At 60.6% G+C, this 17,166-nt stretch carries 15 protein-coding genes and 2 rRNA genes (1 of these 17 running past the window's edge); 1 reads left to right on the top strand and 16 read right to left on the bottom strand.

Annotation, left to right across the window (positions count from 1 at the left end; genetic code table 11):
* Positions 1 to 8: 8 nt before the first annotated feature.
* From K5607_RS01480 to K5607_RS01435, 10 genes are all read right to left on the bottom strand, one after another.
* A complete protein-coding gene (locus tag K5607_RS01480; RefSeq protein WP_156302408.1) occupies positions 9 to 470 on the bottom strand; it encodes a ferritin family protein in 462 nt (153 codons plus the stop codon).
* Between the two features lie 87 nt (positions 471 to 557).
* Complete coding sequence (locus K5607_RS01475; RefSeq protein WP_054773478.1) at positions 558 to 878, bottom strand: DMT family transporter; 321 nt, start codon at positions 876 to 878, stop codon at positions 558 to 560.
* 60 nt (positions 879 to 938) lie between these two features.
* On the bottom strand, positions 939 to 1,892 hold the full coding sequence (locus tag K5607_RS01470; protein WP_054773486.1) for a metallophosphoesterase: 954 nt from the start codon (positions 1,890 to 1,892) through the stop codon (positions 939 to 941).
* Between the two features lie 4 nt (positions 1,893 to 1,896).
* Positions 1,897 to 2,220, bottom strand: a complete 324-nt coding sequence (locus K5607_RS01465; RefSeq protein WP_221048002.1) for a DMT family transporter — start codon at positions 2,218 to 2,220, stop codon at positions 1,897 to 1,899.
* A gap of 8 nt (positions 2,221 to 2,228) precedes the next feature.
* Positions 2,229 to 2,534, bottom strand: coding sequence for a hypothetical protein (locus K5607_RS01460; protein WP_054773477.1), 306 nt, complete (start codon positions 2,532 to 2,534; stop codon positions 2,229 to 2,231).
* Positions 2,535 to 2,670: 136 nt separating this feature from the next.
* Positions 2,671 to 2,916: a YfhL family 4Fe-4S dicluster ferredoxin gene (locus tag K5607_RS01455; protein WP_054773476.1), complete on the bottom strand. Its 246-nt coding sequence runs from the start codon at positions 2,914 to 2,916 to the stop codon at positions 2,671 to 2,673.
* 12 nt (positions 2,917 to 2,928) lie between these two features.
* A complete protein-coding gene (coaD, locus tag K5607_RS01450; protein ID WP_054773475.1) occupies positions 2,929 to 3,408 on the bottom strand; it encodes a pantetheine-phosphate adenylyltransferase in 480 nt (159 codons plus the stop codon).
* The gene (rsmD, locus tag K5607_RS01445) at positions 3,405 to 3,995 is read right to left on the bottom strand and encodes a 16S rRNA (guanine(966)-N(2))-methyltransferase RsmD (RefSeq protein WP_221048001.1); all 591 of its coding nucleotides are present in this window, start codon (positions 3,993 to 3,995) and stop codon (positions 3,405 to 3,407) included. The genes coaD and rsmD overlap by 4 nt, the downstream gene beginning before the upstream one ends.
* Positions 3,992 to 5,314, bottom strand: coding sequence for a M16 family metallopeptidase (locus tag K5607_RS01440; protein WP_221048000.1), 1,323 nt, complete (start codon positions 5,312 to 5,314; stop codon positions 3,992 to 3,994). The genes rsmD and K5607_RS01440 overlap by 4 nt, the downstream gene beginning before the upstream one ends.
* A complete protein-coding gene (locus K5607_RS01435; protein ID WP_221047999.1) occupies positions 5,304 to 6,680 on the bottom strand; it encodes a M16 family metallopeptidase in 1,377 nt (458 codons plus the stop codon). Before K5607_RS01435 ends, K5607_RS01440 begins: the two co-directional genes overlap by 11 nt.
* Positions 6,681 to 6,769: 89 nt before the next feature.
* Here K5607_RS01435 and cyoE point away from each other — a divergent pair, with 89 nt between their 5' ends.
* On the top strand, positions 6,770 to 7,654 hold the full coding sequence (gene cyoE / locus K5607_RS01430; RefSeq protein WP_221047998.1) for a heme o synthase: 885 nt from the start codon (positions 6,770 to 6,772) through the stop codon (positions 7,652 to 7,654).
* Here the strand turns inward: cyoE and K5607_RS01425 are convergent.
* From K5607_RS01425 to K5607_RS01400, 6 genes are all read right to left on the bottom strand, one after another.
* Positions 7,651 to 8,046 carry an MAPEG family protein gene (locus K5607_RS01425; protein WP_054773854.1) on the bottom strand — a complete coding sequence of 132 codons (396 nt, stop codon included), beginning with the start codon at positions 8,044 to 8,046 and terminating at the stop codon, positions 7,651 to 7,653. The genes cyoE and K5607_RS01425 overlap by 4 nt on opposite strands.
* Before the next feature lie 93 nt (positions 8,047 to 8,139).
* On the bottom strand, positions 8,140 to 10,269 hold the full coding sequence (locus K5607_RS01420) for a methyl-accepting chemotaxis protein (protein ID WP_221047997.1): 2,130 nt from the start codon (positions 10,267 to 10,269) through the stop codon (positions 8,140 to 8,142).
* A gap of 103 nt (positions 10,270 to 10,372) precedes the next feature.
* Positions 10,373 to 11,458: a glycosyltransferase family protein gene (locus K5607_RS01415; protein ID WP_221047996.1), complete on the bottom strand. Its 1,086-nt coding sequence runs from the start codon at positions 11,456 to 11,458 to the stop codon at positions 10,373 to 10,375.
* 70 nt (positions 11,459 to 11,528) lie between these two features.
* Positions 11,529 to 14,369 (bottom strand): RNA polymerase-associated protein RapA, encoded by a 2,841-nt coding sequence (gene rapA, locus K5607_RS01410; protein ID WP_221047995.1) that lies wholly within the window; start codon positions 14,367 to 14,369, stop codon positions 11,529 to 11,531.
* A 106-nt stretch (positions 14,370 to 14,475) separates the two neighbouring features.
* Positions 14,476 to 14,590, bottom strand: a 5S ribosomal RNA gene (rrf, locus tag K5607_RS01405).
* A gap of 126 nt (positions 14,591 to 14,716) precedes the next feature.
* Positions 14,717 to 17,166: ribosomal RNA gene (locus tag K5607_RS01400) — 23S ribosomal RNA — on the bottom strand; it runs 443 nt beyond the window's last position.

Raw genomic sequence — 17,166 nt, 5'->3', positions numbered from 1 at the left:
GACGCCGCTTACATTTCCCGCATGGCCGAAACGTCGCACAACAGCTTGTTGGCGTCGCTCTCTTCCATGCCGACGATATTTTGAAAAACGCCTTTAACCCGCGCATCCGCGGCGTGCTCCGCCACATCCCGATACAGCTTGATCATGGCCGCGTCGAATTTCAACGCCACGTCCACCATCTCGTCCAAGCCCATGCCCTCCGTTGCGCCGCACTGGCCGATCATGTCCTGAATGCTGACGCGCGGCGCATGGGACAGCCACACGTCCAAAATCTCCTTGCGCGTCACCTGCTCGAAACGCAACAGGCTCTCCTCCATGCGCTGCTCGTGGCGGCTCAAATAACCCAGCAGCATTTTTAGCCGCTCTTTATCCGTGTGCTCGTTGAGGTTGTCGTAAAACGCCTGGATTTCGCCGTGAAGACTACGGCCGTAATCCAAAAAGTCTTTCACTTGTCTGCAACAGGTATGCATGGCGCTACTCCCACGGTACGCGAGGGGAGCGGGCCGCGCCCCTCAGTAACGTTCAAGTCTAGCGCTTCCGCGGCCCGCCGCAGCGGCTCACTCCACGTGGGACAATTTCAGGCCGATAACGCCAACCACCACCAAGGCGATGGACAGCAAGCGCCACAAATCGGTGGATTCCTTCAGGAAAAACACCCCCAGCACCGCCACGCCGGCCGCGCCCATGCCGGTCCAAATAGCGTAGGCCGTGCCCACCGGCAGGGTTTTGAGGGACAGCATCAACAGGTAAAAACTGGCGCCGCCCGAAGCGGCCGTTACCAAGCTGGGATACAGTTTGGTAAAGCCTTCGTTATATTTCAGGCTCAAGGCGAAAACGATTTCCGCCAGTCCGGCAAGCAACAACAAAATCCAAGCCATGCAAAATCTCGCTAAAACACAATATGAATTATGAATAAGGACGGCGCAACGCGCCGGAATCTATTCCTGCAGCAGCCGATGCAGCGTCACTTCCGGCGGGCAATTGAAGCGGGCGTCGGCGATGCTGGCGCCGGACCCCACCGAGGTATATCCCTGCATCCGCTGGTGGCGCCACGCCCCGACACAATAGCGCCGCGGCGCCCGGGCGTTGACGATGAGCGGAATGCCGCCGGGCAGGCAAATCTGGCCGCCATGGGTATGGCCGGCCAGCATCACGTCGAAACCCGCGCTGGCGGCCTGGCGATAGATCTCCGGGCTATGGGACAACAGCAGCGACACGCCGCCGGCCGGAATCGGGTCGGCCGCTTTTTCCAGATTGTCCGCCCGATAATAATGAGGATCGTCGATACCCGCCAGGTGGATAACCGAGCCGCCCCGCCGTAGCGCCACCGTTTCGTTGAGCAGCAAACGCACTCCCATGGCTTCCAAGCCTTGCGCCATGCGCAGGCTGTCGTGGTTGCCGAGGATGGCGTAAATATCGCCCTTGAGGTGGGGCCGAACCCTCGCCATGCCGTCCAAGGCCGCTTGATAAGCCCCGTAAGTCTTGGCGCGAAAATCGCCGGTAATGACGCAAGCATCGTATTGCAGGCCGTCCACCGCCTCGATCAACGCATCGGGCATTCCCGCCCCCATATCCAGGTGCAGATCGCTGAGGTGCAGCAGCGTGTAGCCTTGGAAAACCGGCGGCAAATGAGGCAAGACGAAGTCGTTGCAGCGCAACTGAACGGCGCGGGCGTTGCGCAGCCCCCGCCCCTCCATCAACGACAACCGCAGCGCCAACCGCACCAAGCCGCGGAAGCCTCCCCAGTTTTCGATGTGGAACACCGTACGGCCCTGGCCGAAAAGGCGCGCCTCGCGCTCTTCTTCGACACCCAAGCGCATGGCGGCATGGCAACGCCCAACCCGACGTTCCAGCCAACGGCGCGCCTCTTCGTTCGGATCGGCAGCGGTCATCGCCTCAACGGGCCGCGCCGTCCAGATTCAGGCCCACCACGCCGGCCGCTATCATGGCAAGGCTTAGCCATTTCAGCGGCGACATGGATTCGGCAAAAACCGCCACGCCGATCAAGGCGATGAGCGCGGTGCCCATGCCCGCCCAAATGGCATAGGCCACGCTCAATTGGATTTTTTCCAGGGCAAGGGTAATGCAGGCGAAAGAAAGGCCGTAAAAGACGAAAATCAGCACGGAAGGCAGCGGCCGGGTAAAACCTTCCGCCAGCCTCATGCAAGTAGTGCCGGCCACTTCCAGCAGTATCGCCGCCAGCAAATACAGTCCGTGCATACAAACTCTCAGGCGGCGTTATCCAGCACCCGGTTGATCTTGGCGGTGGCTTCCGACACCGCCCGCAACGCATCGGCCAGGCGGTTTTTATCGCGCTGGGCCGATTTCACCTTGGCGCCGGCGGCGCGCATCGCTTCGACCGCCTGTTTGTAGTTGGGCGAAGCGGCATGGGGCGGAGCCCCGGCCAAATCCATTTTTTGCTGGTACAGCTGATCCAGCAATTCGTCGACCGCGTCGCTGTGCGCCCCGGCGTGATCGCCGACCTGTTCCAAGGCCCGAATAGCGTTTTGCAACTCGCTGCTAAGATTGTCCACAACCGCAGTCCCCGTTCTGTTTTTATTATGCCGCGCGCCGTTCCTGGGCGGATACCCTGGCGGTCCTTCAACCAAACCGCGGGTTGGACTTTGATTATAGGTCGCCATTACCGCTTGCGCCGAAGCTTCCCCGGCTTCAGCCGGTCAACGCGCGGTACTTGGCCATCAAATCGTCCTTGCTTTCCTTGTGGTCCGGATCGGAAATGATGCAGTCCACCGGGCAGACTTCCACGCACTGCGCCTTGTCGTGATGCCCCACGCACTCGGTGCAGAGGTTGGGATCGATCTCGTAGATTTCTTCACCGCGGGAAATGGCGCCGTTGGGGCATTCCGGCTCGCACACGTCGCAATTGATGCATTCATCGGTAATCAGCAGTGCCATAACATAACCCTCTTAAGTTGCGAATTTTTTGTCCAAAGCGGCCCGCACCTCGTCCGGCACGAAGCTCGACACGTCCCCGCCCAGCTTGGCGATTTCCCGAATCATGGAGGAGGACAGGAACGCGTATTGCTCCGACGGCGTGAGGAACATGGTTTCCAAGTTGGCCGACAGGCGCCGGTTCATCCAGGCCAGCTGGAATTCGTACTCGAAATCCGACACCGCCCGCAAACCGCGCAGCACGACTTGGGCGCCATGCAGTTTGGCGCAATCCACCAGCAAATTGTCGAATCCCACCACGGTCACGTTGTCCAAGTGGGCGATGGCGGCTTTGACCAACTCCACCCGCTCCGCCAAGGTAAACAAAGGCGCTTTGTTTTTGTTCTCGGCGATGGCCACCACCAGCCGGTCGAACATGCTCGCGGCGCGGCCGATCAAATCCACATGACCGCTGGTCACAGGATCGAAAGTGCCCGGATAAATGGCTGTCCTCACGTTGTCGCGCTCCCGCTGCTGCCGCCTTCGGCCGGCCGGCGTTGAAACAAATGGTAGCCCACAGCGCCCGCGGTTTTGCTGCGCCACAACTGCCAACAATCCGGTAGGCCGTCCAGGACCAAGGTTCGCTCCGCTTCCACGTAGACCATGGCGCCGGGAGACAGCCAGCCGCGCTCTTCCAACAAACGGCAGCAATCCAAGGCTAAACCTTCGCCGAAAGGCGGGTCGAGAAATACCATGTCGTAAGGCGTGGCCGCACCGGCCAGAAAACGCATGGCGTCGCTTTGCACCACCTCCGCCGTCGCACCCAGCTTGCGGACATTGTCGCGCAGGGCCATGCAGGCGCCGGACTGGGCCTCCACCAGGGTGGCACTGGCCGCGCCGCGAGACAAGGCCTCCAGCCCCAAGGCGCCGCTGCCGGAAAATAAATCCAGGCAGCGGGCGCCGTCCAGCTCGAACTGCAGCCAGTTAAACAGAGTCTCCCGCACCCGGTTGGGCGTGGGCCTCAGCCCCGGCATGTCGGGGAAAGCGATCACCCGGCTGCGCCACTGGCCGCCGATGATGCGTAAACGGTTGCCGGCGCTCATCGTGCGGACGGCGCCCCGCCGCCCACCAGCACCGTCTGGAAGCGCGACGGATCGAGCCGCGCCTTGAACGCTTTGGCCACATCCACCACCGTCACCGCCTGCACCTTGGCAATAAAGGTATCCAGGTAGTCCAGCGGCAAGCCGTAAAAGCCGATGGCCGCCACGTATTCGGCGATTTTCTGGTTGCTGTCGATGCGCAAGGCGAAACCGCCGACGATATTATTCTTGGCCGCTTCCAGCTCTTTGTCGGTAGGACCGTCCGCAATGAACTTATTGGCCGTTTCCATCAGCACTTTCAGCGCCTCTTCGCTCTGGTCGTTGCGGGTTTGCAAGCTCATGGTGAACGGTCCTTTGCCCGCTTGCGGCGAGAAATAGCTGTTGGCGCTGTAGGACAGGCCGCGCTTTTCCCGCACTTCCTCGGTAATGCGCGACACGAAGCCACCGCCGCCGAGGATGTGGTTGCCCACGTAGAGCGGGAAGTAATCGGGATCGCCGTAACGCAGCACCGGCTCGCCCACCAGCACGTGGGTCTGGGCGGAAGGGAACGGCAGCTTCACCATGGCGGCGGCGGCGGGCTCCGCCACGGCCGGCAGGCTTTGCGCCGGCTGGCCTTGCGGCAATCCAGCCAACAAGCGTTCAACCAGCTGTTCGGCTCCCGCCCGGTCGACGTCCCCGACCAGCGCCACCACGGCGTTGCTCGCCACGTAGTAACGCTGGTAGAACTTGAGCAGATCGTTGCGGCTCAGCTTGGCGACGGTGGCGACTTCGCCGTCGGACGGGTGGCCGTAGGGATGATCGCCGTAAATGGCCTTGGTGTAAGCCACCGCCGCCAATTCGGCCGGCGACTCTTCCCGCGCCTTAAGCGCTAGCAGCACCTGTTTTTTCTCCCGCTCGAAGTCCTTGGCGGCAAAACGCGGCTGGGTCAGCACCGCGTGCAGGGTGTCCACCGCCACGTTCAACTTGTCGGGGTCGGTCAGGCTGCGCAAGGACAAGGAGCCGGAGTCCTTCGAAGCCGAAGTCCCCATGATGGCCCCCACGCCTTCCAGGCGCTGGGCGATGGCGTCGGCGTCCCAGGCGCCGGCGCCGCTGTCCAGCAAGGCGGAAGTCAACGACGCGACGCCGTGCTGTTCGCCGTCGCGGGCGCTGCCGGCGGCGAATACCACGCGCAGGTCCACCAGGGGCAGGCCTTCGGTGCGCACGAAATAGACCCGCGCCCCTTGCGCCGTGGTCCAATGCTGGATATCCGGCGCGGCGTGGGCGCTGCCGACGCTGACTAGGGCCGACAGGGCGACGAAAAGACTCAGGAACTTAGCGTACATGGCCACCCTCCGGCAGGGTTTCGGAAACCGATTTGTTGTCGGCGATGGGCAGGGGGTCCAAATAGGCGATGCTCAAGCGATCCTCCACCAGGTATTTGCGCGCCACGGCCTGCACCTGTTCGGCGGTGACGGCCTTGACCTTGTTGAGATACTCCTCGGCCTTGGGCCATCCCAGTCCGACGGTTTCCAGCATGCCCAGTTGCATGGCCTGATAAAAGCCGGAATCCTGCTCGTAAACCTTGTGCGCCACCACCTGGGCCTTGACCCGTGCCATTTCCTCCTCCGCCACCGGCTTGTCCTGCAATTGGCGAATCTCGTCGCGCAAAGCCTTTTCCAGTTCGGCGGTCGTGCGGCCCTGCACCGGCACGGCTTCCAGCGTGAACAGGGTCGGCAGGCGAGAATACAGGTCGTAGCCGACGCCGGTTTCGGCGGCGATCTGCTTGCCGCGCACGAGACGGGACGCCAAACGAGCGCCATTGCCGCCGTCGAGAATACCGGACAGCACTTCCAGGGCGTAGGGCTCCCATTCCTCGGCAGCGCCCTTGAGCACCGGCACTTTGTAGCCCATCACCAGGAAGGGCAATTTGGCGGGGCGCTTCACGGTCATGCGGCGCAGGCCGGCTTGATCCATTTCGGTACGGGCTTTCAACTCCGGCAATTGGCTGGGCGCCAAGCCGCCAAAGTGCTTTTGCGCCAACGCGAACACCGCCTCCGGCTGCACGTCGCCCACCACCACCACGGTGGCGTTGTTGGGGGCGTACCACAGGCCATACCAGTTTTGCAGGTCGCCCAACTGATAGCCCTTGATGTCCTCCGGCCAGCCGATGACCGGATTTTTATAGGGGCCATTGCTGAACGCCATGGCCATGAACTGTTCCGAGGTTTTGGCGCGCGGTTGGTCGTCGGTGCGCATGCGGCGCTCTTCCAACACCACTTCCCGCTCCTTGGCGAACTCGCCCTGGTCCAGCTTGAGGTGGCGCATGCGGTCGGCCTCCAGCTCGAAGCTCACCTCCAGCCGCGATTTTTCGAGGCTCTGGAAATATGCCGTATAATCGTCGCCGGTAAAGGCGTTTTCGCGCCCGCCGTTGGCCGAGATGATGCGCGAGAACTCGCCGGCCGGATGCTGGTCCGTGCCCTTGAACATCATGTGTTCCAGCATGTGGGAAATGCCGGTGATGCCGTCGTGCTCGTAGCTGGAACCCACTTTGTACCAGACTTGCGACACCACCACGGGCGCCCGGTGGTCTTCTTTCACCAGTACCTTGAGGCCGTTGTCCAATTTGAATTCGCGCACATCGAACTGGGCCGCCGAGGCCAGCAACGGCAGTCCCAACATTAGCCCAGCGATTTTTACCGAGGTCTTCATAGCTCTCGCCGATTCGACACAAAAGTGGATGGCCCGACCGCGCAGCGGCGGGAATTAAGCAGCCTATTTTAAACCACGCGCCCGTGCAAATGGATTCAACCGCCACGCCCCATCACCCGACCGCCTGGAAAACCTACCTCTCCTTGTGCAAACCCAAGGTGGTGGCGTTGATCGTGTTCACCGCGGTGATCGGCATGTTCCTGGCCGTGCCGGGCCTGCCGCCGCTGCCCCAGCTGATTTACGGCACGCTGGGCATCGGTCTGGCGGCCGCCTCCGCCGCCGCCATCAACCAATACATCGACCGGCTGGCCGACGCCCAAATGGCTCGCACCCAGGGCCGCCCCCTCCCCCAGGGACAGCTTAGCCCGGTGAAAGTGATGACGTTCGCCGGCGGCTTGGGCGCCGTCGCCATGGCCATCCTGGTTTTCCTGGTGAATCCGCTCACAGCCCTGCTCACGTTCCTGTCGCTGATCGGCTACGCGGTAATCTACACCGTCTACCTCAAGCGCATGACGCCGCAGAATATCGTCATCGGCGGCGCCGCCGGCGCGGCCCCGCCGGTGCTGGGCTGGTGCGCCATCACCGGCCAAGTGGAGCCTTACGCCCTGCTGCTGTTCCTCATCATTTTCGTCTGGACGCCGCCCCACTTCTGGGCGCTGGCCATCGCCAAGCGAGAGGAATACGCCAAGGCCGACATCCCCATGCTGCCGGTCACCCACGGCGTAGAGTTCACCCTACTGCAAATCGTGCTCTACACCATCCTGCTGCTGGTGGTCAGCCTGCTGCCCTACATCACCCACATGAGCGGCTTGGTCTACCTGGCCGGCGCGGCGCCCTTGGGGCTGGTGTTTCTCGGCTACGCCATCGCTCTGAAAAAAAAGGCCAGCAACAAGCTGGCCATGAAAACCTTCGGCTACTCCATCGTCTACTTGATGGGGATATTCGCCTTGCTGCTGGTGGATCACTACATCTAAAACACGCTGCGCAAACCGGCATAGATGCCGTAGCCCAGATTAGCCAGCGCCAATCCGACCAGGGTGAATAGCGTAAGCTGCATACCCAGCACCCGATCGCCGTGGCGCTGAGCCAACAATCCCCGGGCATGCAACAAACGGCCGGCCAACCCCGCCAGGCCGCCGACGTGCACCAGCGCCCCGTGGGCGCCCTGCAGCTCCAGCGATATCAACAATATCAGCACGACGGGAATGTATTCCGCCGCATTGCCTTGGGCGCGCATCGCCGCATAGAGCTCCGCATCGCCGCCGTCGCCGAAACTGATTTTTTTCGCCCGTCTCAGCTTGATCACGCGCAGCGACAAGCCCGCCAGCAACAGCGCCGATACGGACGCATACAACGAACTGACCATATTCCCTCCTAGATTCGTCCCGCCGGCAACAGCCGGCACACGCCCGGCGCCGGAACGACGGGCCTCGAAGGCTTGCCGGGCATGTCACGCCAGTCACTCGCCGACCGCAATCGCCGCCAGAGACTCCTGATGGTGCTTGCCGTGCGCGCGGCTGCTGTCGGTATACGAATGCTTTGGGTGACCATCCTGATGCGAGTGGTGGCGCGCGCGCTCCATTTGAGCGGGCGACTCCGGATTCGTCCCTCCCGTCTCGAGCATATCTGCGCCGACCCGAAATTGCGTCACAAGTCGAGCCAACCGGTCGCTCACCTGCATCAAGTGCTGGCTGCTGCCTTTGGCGTTGCGGGCTTGCTGGGAAGTGATCTCCATCGCTCCCGCCATGACCGCCAAGCTGCTGTCGATGGTGGCGATTTCCGCCACCTGCCGCTGAGTATAAACGGCAATGTCCGCATTCAGCACGCGCACCCTGGCCATGGTTTCCACGACCCGACCCAAATCCTCGTGGGCCAAGCGGGTTTGCGCCACGGTGGTGTCGGCTTCCGCGCGCTGTCCCTCCATGGCAGCAACGGCGCCTTGCGCCGCCTCGAATACGTTTTGCACGATGTTCTGGATTTCGGCTGCGGAACGAGTCGTGCGTTGCGCCAATTGGCGCACTTCGTCGGCCACCACGGCGAAGCCGCGGCCATGTTCGCCGGCCCGGGCCGCTTCGATAGCGGCGTTAAGCGCCAGTAAATTGGTTTGCTCCGCCACGCTTTGAATAACCCCCAGCACCGCCTCGATACTGCGAGAATCTTCCTGCAAGCGGGAAATGGCGGTGGCTGTGCGCTCCACTTCTCCCGCCAACTGATTCATGCGCTGCAGGGCCGCGTCCATTTGCACGCCGCATTGCTCCACCGCCAAGGCGCCGTCGGCCGCGGCCTCGGCCGCTTGGCCGGCGTTGTCCGCCACTTCACTGATGGAATGGGTCAGCAGCGTCACCGAAGCGGCCACCTCGCGGCTTTGCTGTTCCTGGTGCACGTTTCCCTGCTCTATGTGCTCCGCGGTGCTGTTGATGTCGCCGCTCACCAGGCTCACGTCCTCGGACGCCGTGCGCATGTCGGCGATCATGCGCAGCAAGTAACCGCGCAACCGCTCGGCAGACTCCGCCAGGGCGCGGATTTCCACCAACGGCGTGTCCACGTCTGGCGCTTTACGGAAGTCGCCCGTGGCGAGTTGCGCGAAATAATCCATAAGGCCGCCGATGGACAGCAGGATTTGCCGCTGCATGTGGGCGATAGCGGCGGCTATGGCGACGATCAGCATCACAAATGCCGCCAGCCCCCATTGAATGCGGGTTTGAATGGTGTTGTGCACGCCGTGCATGGTGTCGCGCCCAGCGGCGATTTGTTCCTGCAAACCGCCCAACAAAGCCTGGACTTTCTCGCGGCTGGCGGTAACGGCCGAGCGCTGGGCGATGGTACGCTCGAGCTCCAAGGGATAGCGCTTGGCCAGAGAGGCCAGGTCCCCGACGATTTCCTGGCCTTTCTCCACCGGCTCCCGCTGCTGCCCCCCCCCCACCAAGTCGTCCTCGCCCTGGTCCGCCTTGGTCATGACGCCCAGGCGCGGCAGGGAATCCAACTCCGTCACCAGCGTCTGGATTTCGGCTTGCGCGGCCAGCAGCGCGTCGCGATTACTGTCCTTGCCGGTATCGAAATAATGCTGGCGCTGATGGGCCAGACGTTGCACGGCCAAAGCCAATTGCTGCCCCTTGTCCGCATACTGGAACGCCAGCGCCGCGTGGCCGGCGTATCCCTCGCGCGCGTATGCGCCGAGCCGCGCCAGCGCGGCGGCCAGTTCTCGCTCGGCGTTCAGCAACAAGCCTTGGCTGTCGCCGGAAAGCTTGCCGGATGCGCGCAAATCGGTGTCCAACGCCTGCCGCAACGCCTCGGCATGGGGACGGATGCCGGCGGCCGTCTCCTCGGGCAGCAACGACAAGCGCTGTTCGATCAGGGATCCCATGGCGTTTCCGGCTTCCTGCAAACGCATCGCGTCGCCCGTGGCCAGGTAGGCGTCGATCAGTCCGCGAATTCGCACGGAAAGATCGTCTTTAAGATCGTAGTAGTCGCTGGTGAGGCGATAAGGCTCGTCCAAGCGGGCGATGCCAAGGTAACCGAGACATGCCAGGGCGGCGCATACCAAAATGAGGGTAAAACCGGTTAAGCGGGTAACAGCGGCAATTCGCATCAATATCTCTGGCATGTAGGAACGGGGCTGCCATATTAAAGAGCGAATGTTACGGTTGTGTAACAGGCACGATTCCATTCGCAAAAGCGTGAAGGCGTTAGCGCTATTCCAATCCCAGCAACAGGCCCGCGATTTGTTCCGCAGGGGCGACGCCCTGGCGAGGCCCCCGTCGATTCGCCAATCGTCGCGGCAATTCGTCCAGCCAGGTCCCGGCCAGAAAGTCGCTTTCCTCCATCATCTGGGCGCCCAGCTCCCGCTCCACGAATTCGGCCAATACCGCCGATTCGCGAAAGCCGGGGCGAGGAATATAGCTATAGGCGATGCCGGCCTGCCAAGCCTCGCCTACCGTGCTCGCGCCCAACTTCCCCACCAGCAGATCGGCGGCATGGATCAAATCGGGATGGTAATAGCCGCTATGATGGGGCAAGCGGATGACATTGCCGTTCCGCTGGATCGTCGTGGACGACGCCCCCGGCATAAGGAAGCAGTGGTCGTCGCGAGTATGGAACCGGTCCAGTGCGGGAAAGTCGTTTTGCGGAATTCCGCCGAAGCTGATCAACACCAGCGGCTGCCCCGTGGGAATGCCGAGCAGGGCGCGCACCGCCTCGCCATTCCTGCGGGGCGGTCGGCTTACCGGCGGCGTGTGCAGTTGCGCGGGGCGGCGGACGCACACCGGCTCGGTTTGTATGCGAACGTCCGCCAGGCCGAACAGCGCCGCCAGATAGTCGGCATGGGCGGCCAGACGCGGTTCGGCATCGAAATACCCTTGGTAAATCCAGTCCCAGGTGAAATTCTCCACCAACGCAGACGGGATGCCGGCACGCCGCGCCACCGCGATGCCCAGCGGCGCGATGTCGCACACAATCAGCTCGCAGCCTTGCGCCGCCACCTGCGCCGCTAAGCGCTCCACCAGCGTATCGGAAAACGGTAGAAAGGCGTCCAGCGCGGACAGCGTGGCCGGCAAGTCTTCCGACATCGGCGATGCCTGCACCAAACCGATGTCGGTCATTGTCTCGTGATACTGCCAGCCGTCCTCACCCAGCGAATCGCGGAAAAACCAACGCGGCACGCGCGTATAGATGTGTAATTGCAGTGACGGGCGCAGTTGCCGCAACGCCTGCATAACGGCGCAGGCGCGGGCCGCGTGGCCGAAACCGTGCGGCGTGATGAAATAGGCGATGCGATCCACGGCGGCGTTGCGGCCTATCGGCGCGAGGGCCGCGCCAGGCCGCCACAGGCAAGCACGCCCGCGGGCTTCTTCATACCGTCAAAACCACCCGCACGGCATCCAAACGCAATTGGGCCGACTGAATGTAACCGTGGCTGTCGATGATGGTTTGCCTTAGCTGCTCGATTTCCTCGGCGCGCACGGCGGGGTTCACTTTTTTAAGGGCGTTTAACCGCTTCAACTCGGCCCCGAGCGTATCCAACATCTCCTTGCCGGCTTCGGCAACTAAAGCAGGCGCCTGTTTTTGCGCGACCTTCTCCGCCGTTTGCAGCATGCGAGCGAGCACCTTTTGTTGGCTTCGCACCAAGGCGGCGGCATGCACCCTATCGATGGGTTGCCCACTGTCGTGCAGGCTGTCGAAAGGAATTTCCGCAGCGACGTCGCGCAGGTTTCCGTCGATCAGAGTGCGCACCAAGGTCTGCGGCAGGAAACGCCCGATTTGCAGCTGTTTCGGCGCCGAGCACTCCAGTAGGAAGACCGCTTCCAACAGCAGTTGCCCGTCTTCGAGGTTTGGGTGGTACAACATGCTGACCGTGGCGTTGCCGTGGCCGCTGGTGAGAATCAAATCAGCGGCGCCGCTCACCATGGGATGCTCCCAGGTCAGGAACAGCATGTCCTCGCGAGCCAGCGCGATATCGCGGTTCAACGTGACGGTAACGCCGTCATCCAGCAGCTCTGGGAAGTGCGGAATCAGCATATTTTCGCCGGGCGTAAGGATGTAGCAGTCGTCGGAATGCTCCTCCACATTGACGCCGTAGCCGTCGAACACCTGCTCCAAGTAGTCCCAAACGCCGTGCTCTTGCTCGAACTCGTCGATGGCGCTCACCAGCCGCTTTGCATCGTTCAATCGGCAGGAATTCAACTCCAATAAGCGGTCCCGCCCTTCATGCAAGTCGCGCAGGATTTTTTCCGTCAACTGGCGGGCTTGCTCCAATAAACGCTGCATTCCCGCCGGATCGGCTTTTTGCAGCTGTTCGTCCAGTTGCGGCGCCAACTGTTGCAGCACCGCCAGTGCGGCCGGACAGGGGCGGCTGAATGCGTCCAACCCGTCCCGATACCATTGGAACAGCACGCTTTGGGCAGTGTCCTCCAAATACAGGACGTGGATCTGAATATTCTCTCGCTGACCGATACGGTCCAGCCGGCCGATGCGCTGTTCGAGCAAATCGGGGTTGTACGGAAGATCGAACAACACCATGTGGTGGGCGAATTGGAAATTGCGCCCCTCGCTGCCAATCTCCGAACACACCAACACCTGCGCGCCCTGGTCTGCGTCGGCAAACCACGCGGCGGCCCGGTCGCGGGCGATGATGCTCATGCCGGCATGGAAAACCACCGTACCCAGGCCCGTGCGGACGCGCAGCGCCTCTTCCAACTCGAGCGCCGTTTTGTCGGCGGCGCAAATCACCAAGACTTTCTGGCCTTTGAGCGTTTTCAATATCTCGGCGAGACGCTCGACTCTAGGGTCGCGACGCCACCAAATTTCGCCGTCGATTCGGGGGACGGCGGTTTCGGGATGTAGGCGCGCTTCGCCCGTCGTTGCCGCGGCGGCGGCGAAATCCGAAGGGCATGCGACCGGGTAGGCGTGCAACACTCGCTCGGGAAAACCATGCACCGCGGCGCGAGTATTGCGGAACAAGATGCGGCCGGTGCCGTGCCGATCCAACAAAAGCCGCAGTAGACGTTCGCGCGCCGCCGGACCGTCCTCGGCGTCGTTGAGGCGAGATAACAATTCCTCGGCTTTGTCCTGGGCAGCCAAATCCTTTAATTGCCCCAACACCTCCGGCGATAAAGGCTGTTCGCCCAGCAGATGATCGATAAGGTGAGCCAAAGGCTCATACAATTTCTCCTCCTGAAGAAACTGCTCATAATCGTGAAAGCGATCCGGATCGAGCAGACGCAAGCGAGCGAAATGCGCCGCCTTGCCTAGCTGTTCTGGCGTAGCGGTGAGCAACAGCACACTCGGTATCGCCCGGGAAAGCTGCTCCACGAAAACATATTCCGGACTTGCATGGGCCGAACTCCACTCCAGATGGTGCGCCTCGTCCACCACCATGGTGTCCCACGGCGCCGCAAGCGCTTGACGCTGGCGCTGCGGCTCGCGCATGAAGGCGCCCAGCGCGCAAAGCACTAAATCGTGCTCGAGAAATGGATTGGCGTTTGGCTCTTCTTCCCAAGCATCCTCGTCCACCAGCGAGAAGCGGAGATTAAACCTACGCATCATTTCCACCAGCCACTGATGCAGCAAGGGCTCCGGGACGACTACCAATACCCGCCGAATCCGCCCGGTTAGTAGTTGGTGGTGCAGGATCAGGCCCGCTTCAATGGTTTTGCCCAAGCCCACTTCGTCGGCCAGCAATACTCTGGGAGCGTGGCGCGTCGCCACTTCGTGAGCGATGTATAACTGGTGAGGAATCAAGCTGGTGCGAGGACCAACCAACCCGCGGACGGGGGAACGGTCAATTCGTCCTTGATGCAACAACGTCGCGTAACGCAAGGCGTACAACTTCGCGTCGTCGATTTGGCCGGTAAACAACCGGTCCTGAGGCTTATTGAATTGGAGGAAATGGCTGATATCGAGCTCTTCGAGCGTACGTTCGATGCCGTCCTCGTCCCTACCGCGATATTCCAGCAGCCCCTCTTTTTCCACCACGGAACTCACTTGAATGCGCCACCCGTCGACGCTCTCGACGGTATCGGCGACCGCGAACCGTACCCGAGTCAACGGCGAATTCCCTTGCGCATAGATGCGTCGCTCTTCCGCGGCGATAAACAGCAAAGTAACACGATTGCCCTCTACCGAAAGAACCGTCCCCAGCCCCAACTCGGGTTCTGTATCGGAAATCCAACGCTGCCCAGGAACAAATCGCATGACCTAAAAAACCTCCCGTGATGCCGCCGGCTGGTGTGGCCGAGCTCGGAAATTATAGTCGTCAAAAAAAAACCCGACCTTGAGGGGTCGGGTTTAGGGTTTAAGAGCCTGGCGGTGTCCTACTTTCACATGGATTTAACCACACTATCATCGGCGCTAAGCGGTTTCACTTCCGAGGTCGGGATGGGATCGGGTGGTTCCCGCTTGCTATGGCCACCAGGCAAAAGGGTTTAGGCCTTTAGCCTGAATTCTTTGGAAAGCCACCGGCTTGGCCGGACTATTTAGGGCTTCCAATTCTGGAAAGTTGTACGTTGTTCGCGACATGTCCCAAACGCATTGGGTGTTATATGGTCAAGCCTCACGGGCAATTAGTACACGTTAGCTGCATGCATTACTGCACTTCCACATCGTGCCTATCAACGTCGTGGTCTTCGACGGCCCTTCAGGGGGGTCAAGCCCCCAGGGAGATCTCATCTTGGGAGGGGCTTCCCGCTTAGATGCTTTCAGCGGTTATCCCGTCCGAACTTAGCTACCCGGCAGTGCCACTGGCGTGACAACCGGAACACCAGAGGTTCGTCCACTCCGGTCCTCTCGTACTAGGAGCAGCTTCCCTCAAATCTCCAACGCCCACGGCAGATAGGGACCGAACTGTCTCACGACGTTCTGAACCCAGCTCGCGTACCACTTTAAATGGCGAACAGCCATACCCTTGGGACCGGCTACAGCCCCAGGATGTGATGAGCCGACATCGAGGTGCCAAACACCGCCGTCGATATGAACTCTTGGGCGGTATCAGCCTGTTATCCCCGGAGTACCTTTTATCCGTTGAGCGATGGCCCTTCCATACAGAACCACCGGATCACTAAGACCTACTTTCGTACCTGCTCGTCGTGTCTGACTCGCAGTCAAGCGTGCTTTTGCCTTTACACTCATTGCATGATTTCCGACCATGCTGAGCACACCTTCGTGCTCCTCCGTTACTCTTTGGGAGGAGACCGCCCCAGTCAAACTACCCACCATGCACTGTCCCCAACCCGGATTACGGGTCTAGGTTAGAACTTCAAATAGGCCAGGGTGGTATTTCAAGGTTGGCTCCACGCAAACTGGCGTTCACGCTTCAAAGCCTCCCACCTATCCTACACAGGCCGATTCAAAGTCCAGTGCAAAGCTATAGTAAAGGTTCACGGGGTCTTTCCGTCTTGCCGCGGGTACACTGCATCTTCACAGCGATTTCAATTTCACTGAGTCTCGGGTGGAGACAGCGCCGCCATCGTTACGCCATTCGTGCAGGTCGGAACTTACCCGACAAGGAATTTCGCTACCTTAGGACCGTTATAGTTACGGCCGCCGTTTACCGGGGCTTCGATCAAGAGCTTCGCCTTGCGGCTGACCCCATCAATTAACCTTCCGGCACCGGGCAGGCGTCACACCCTATACGTCCACTTTCGTGTTTGCAGAGTGCTGTGTTTTTGTTAAACAGTCGCAGCGGCCTGGTCACTGCAACCCTCTTCCGCTTCAGGAGCAAGTCCTTACACGTACATGAGGGCACACCTTCTCCCGAAGTTACGGTGCTATTTTGCCTAGTTCCTTCACCCGAGTTCTCTCAAACGCCTTGGGATTCTCTCCCCGCCCACCTGAGTCGGTTTGGGGTACGGCCAACGATGACCTGAAGCTTAGAGGCTTTTCTTGGAAGCATGGCATCAATCACTTCGTCTCTTAAAAGAGACTCGTCGTCACGTCTCAGAATTATGTCCCCGGATTTGCCTAAGAACACTCCCTACACGCTTAAACCGGGACAACCAACGCCCGGCCGACCTAGCCTTCTCCGTCACCCCATCGCAGTCACCGCCGGTACGGGAATATTAACCCGTTTTCCATCGACTACGCCTTTCGGCCTCGCCTTAGGTGCCGACTAACCCTGCGCCGATTAACGTTGCGCAGGAAACCTTGGGCTTTCGGCGGATAGGTTTTTCACCTATCTTGTCGTTACTCATGTCAGCATTCGCACTTCTGATACCTCCAGCAGACTTTACAATCCACCTTCACAGGCTTACAGAACGCTCCTCTACCGCGCATACCAAAGGTATGCACCCGCAGCTTCGGTACATGGCTTAGCCCCGTTGAATCTTCCGCGCAGGCCGACTCGACCAGTGAGCTATTACGCTTTCTTTAAAGGATGGCTGCTTCTAAGCCAACCTCCTGGCTGTCTGTGCCTTCCCACATCGTTTTCCACTTAGCCATGATTTTGGGACCTTAGCTGGCGGTCTGGGCTCTTTCCCTTTTCACGACGGACCTTATCACCCGCCGTGTGTCTCCCGTGATTGCACTTCTCGGTATTCGGAGTTTGCATCGGTTTGGTAGATCTAGACGACCCCCTAGCCGAAACAGTGCTCTACCCCCGAGAGTGAGACACGAGGCGCTACCTAAATAGCTTTCGAGGAGAACCAGCTATCTCCGAGCTTGATTAGCCTTTCACTCCGATCCACAGTTCATCCGAATCTTTTTCAACAGATTACGGTTCGGACCTCCAGTCAGTTTTACCTAACCTTCATCCTGACCATGGATAGATCGCCCGGTTTCGGGTCTACTCCCAGCGACTAGTCGCCCTATTCAGACTCGGTTTCCCTTCGGCTCCCCTATTCGGTTAACCTTGCCACTGAAAGTAACTCGCTGACCCATTATACAAAAGGTACGCAGTCACCCCACGAGGGGGCTCCCACTGCTTGTACGCATACGGTTTCAGGTTCTATTTCACTCCCCTATCAGGGGTTCTTTTCGCCTTTCCCTCACGGTACTG

The organism is Methylogaea oryzae, assembly GCF_019669985.1.
Classification (GTDB): Bacteria; Pseudomonadota; Gammaproteobacteria; order Methylococcales; family Methylococcaceae; genus Methylogaea; species Methylogaea oryzae.
Note: the sequence above shows the minus strand (reverse complement) of the source record. Positions and strands in the feature narration are given on the sequence as shown.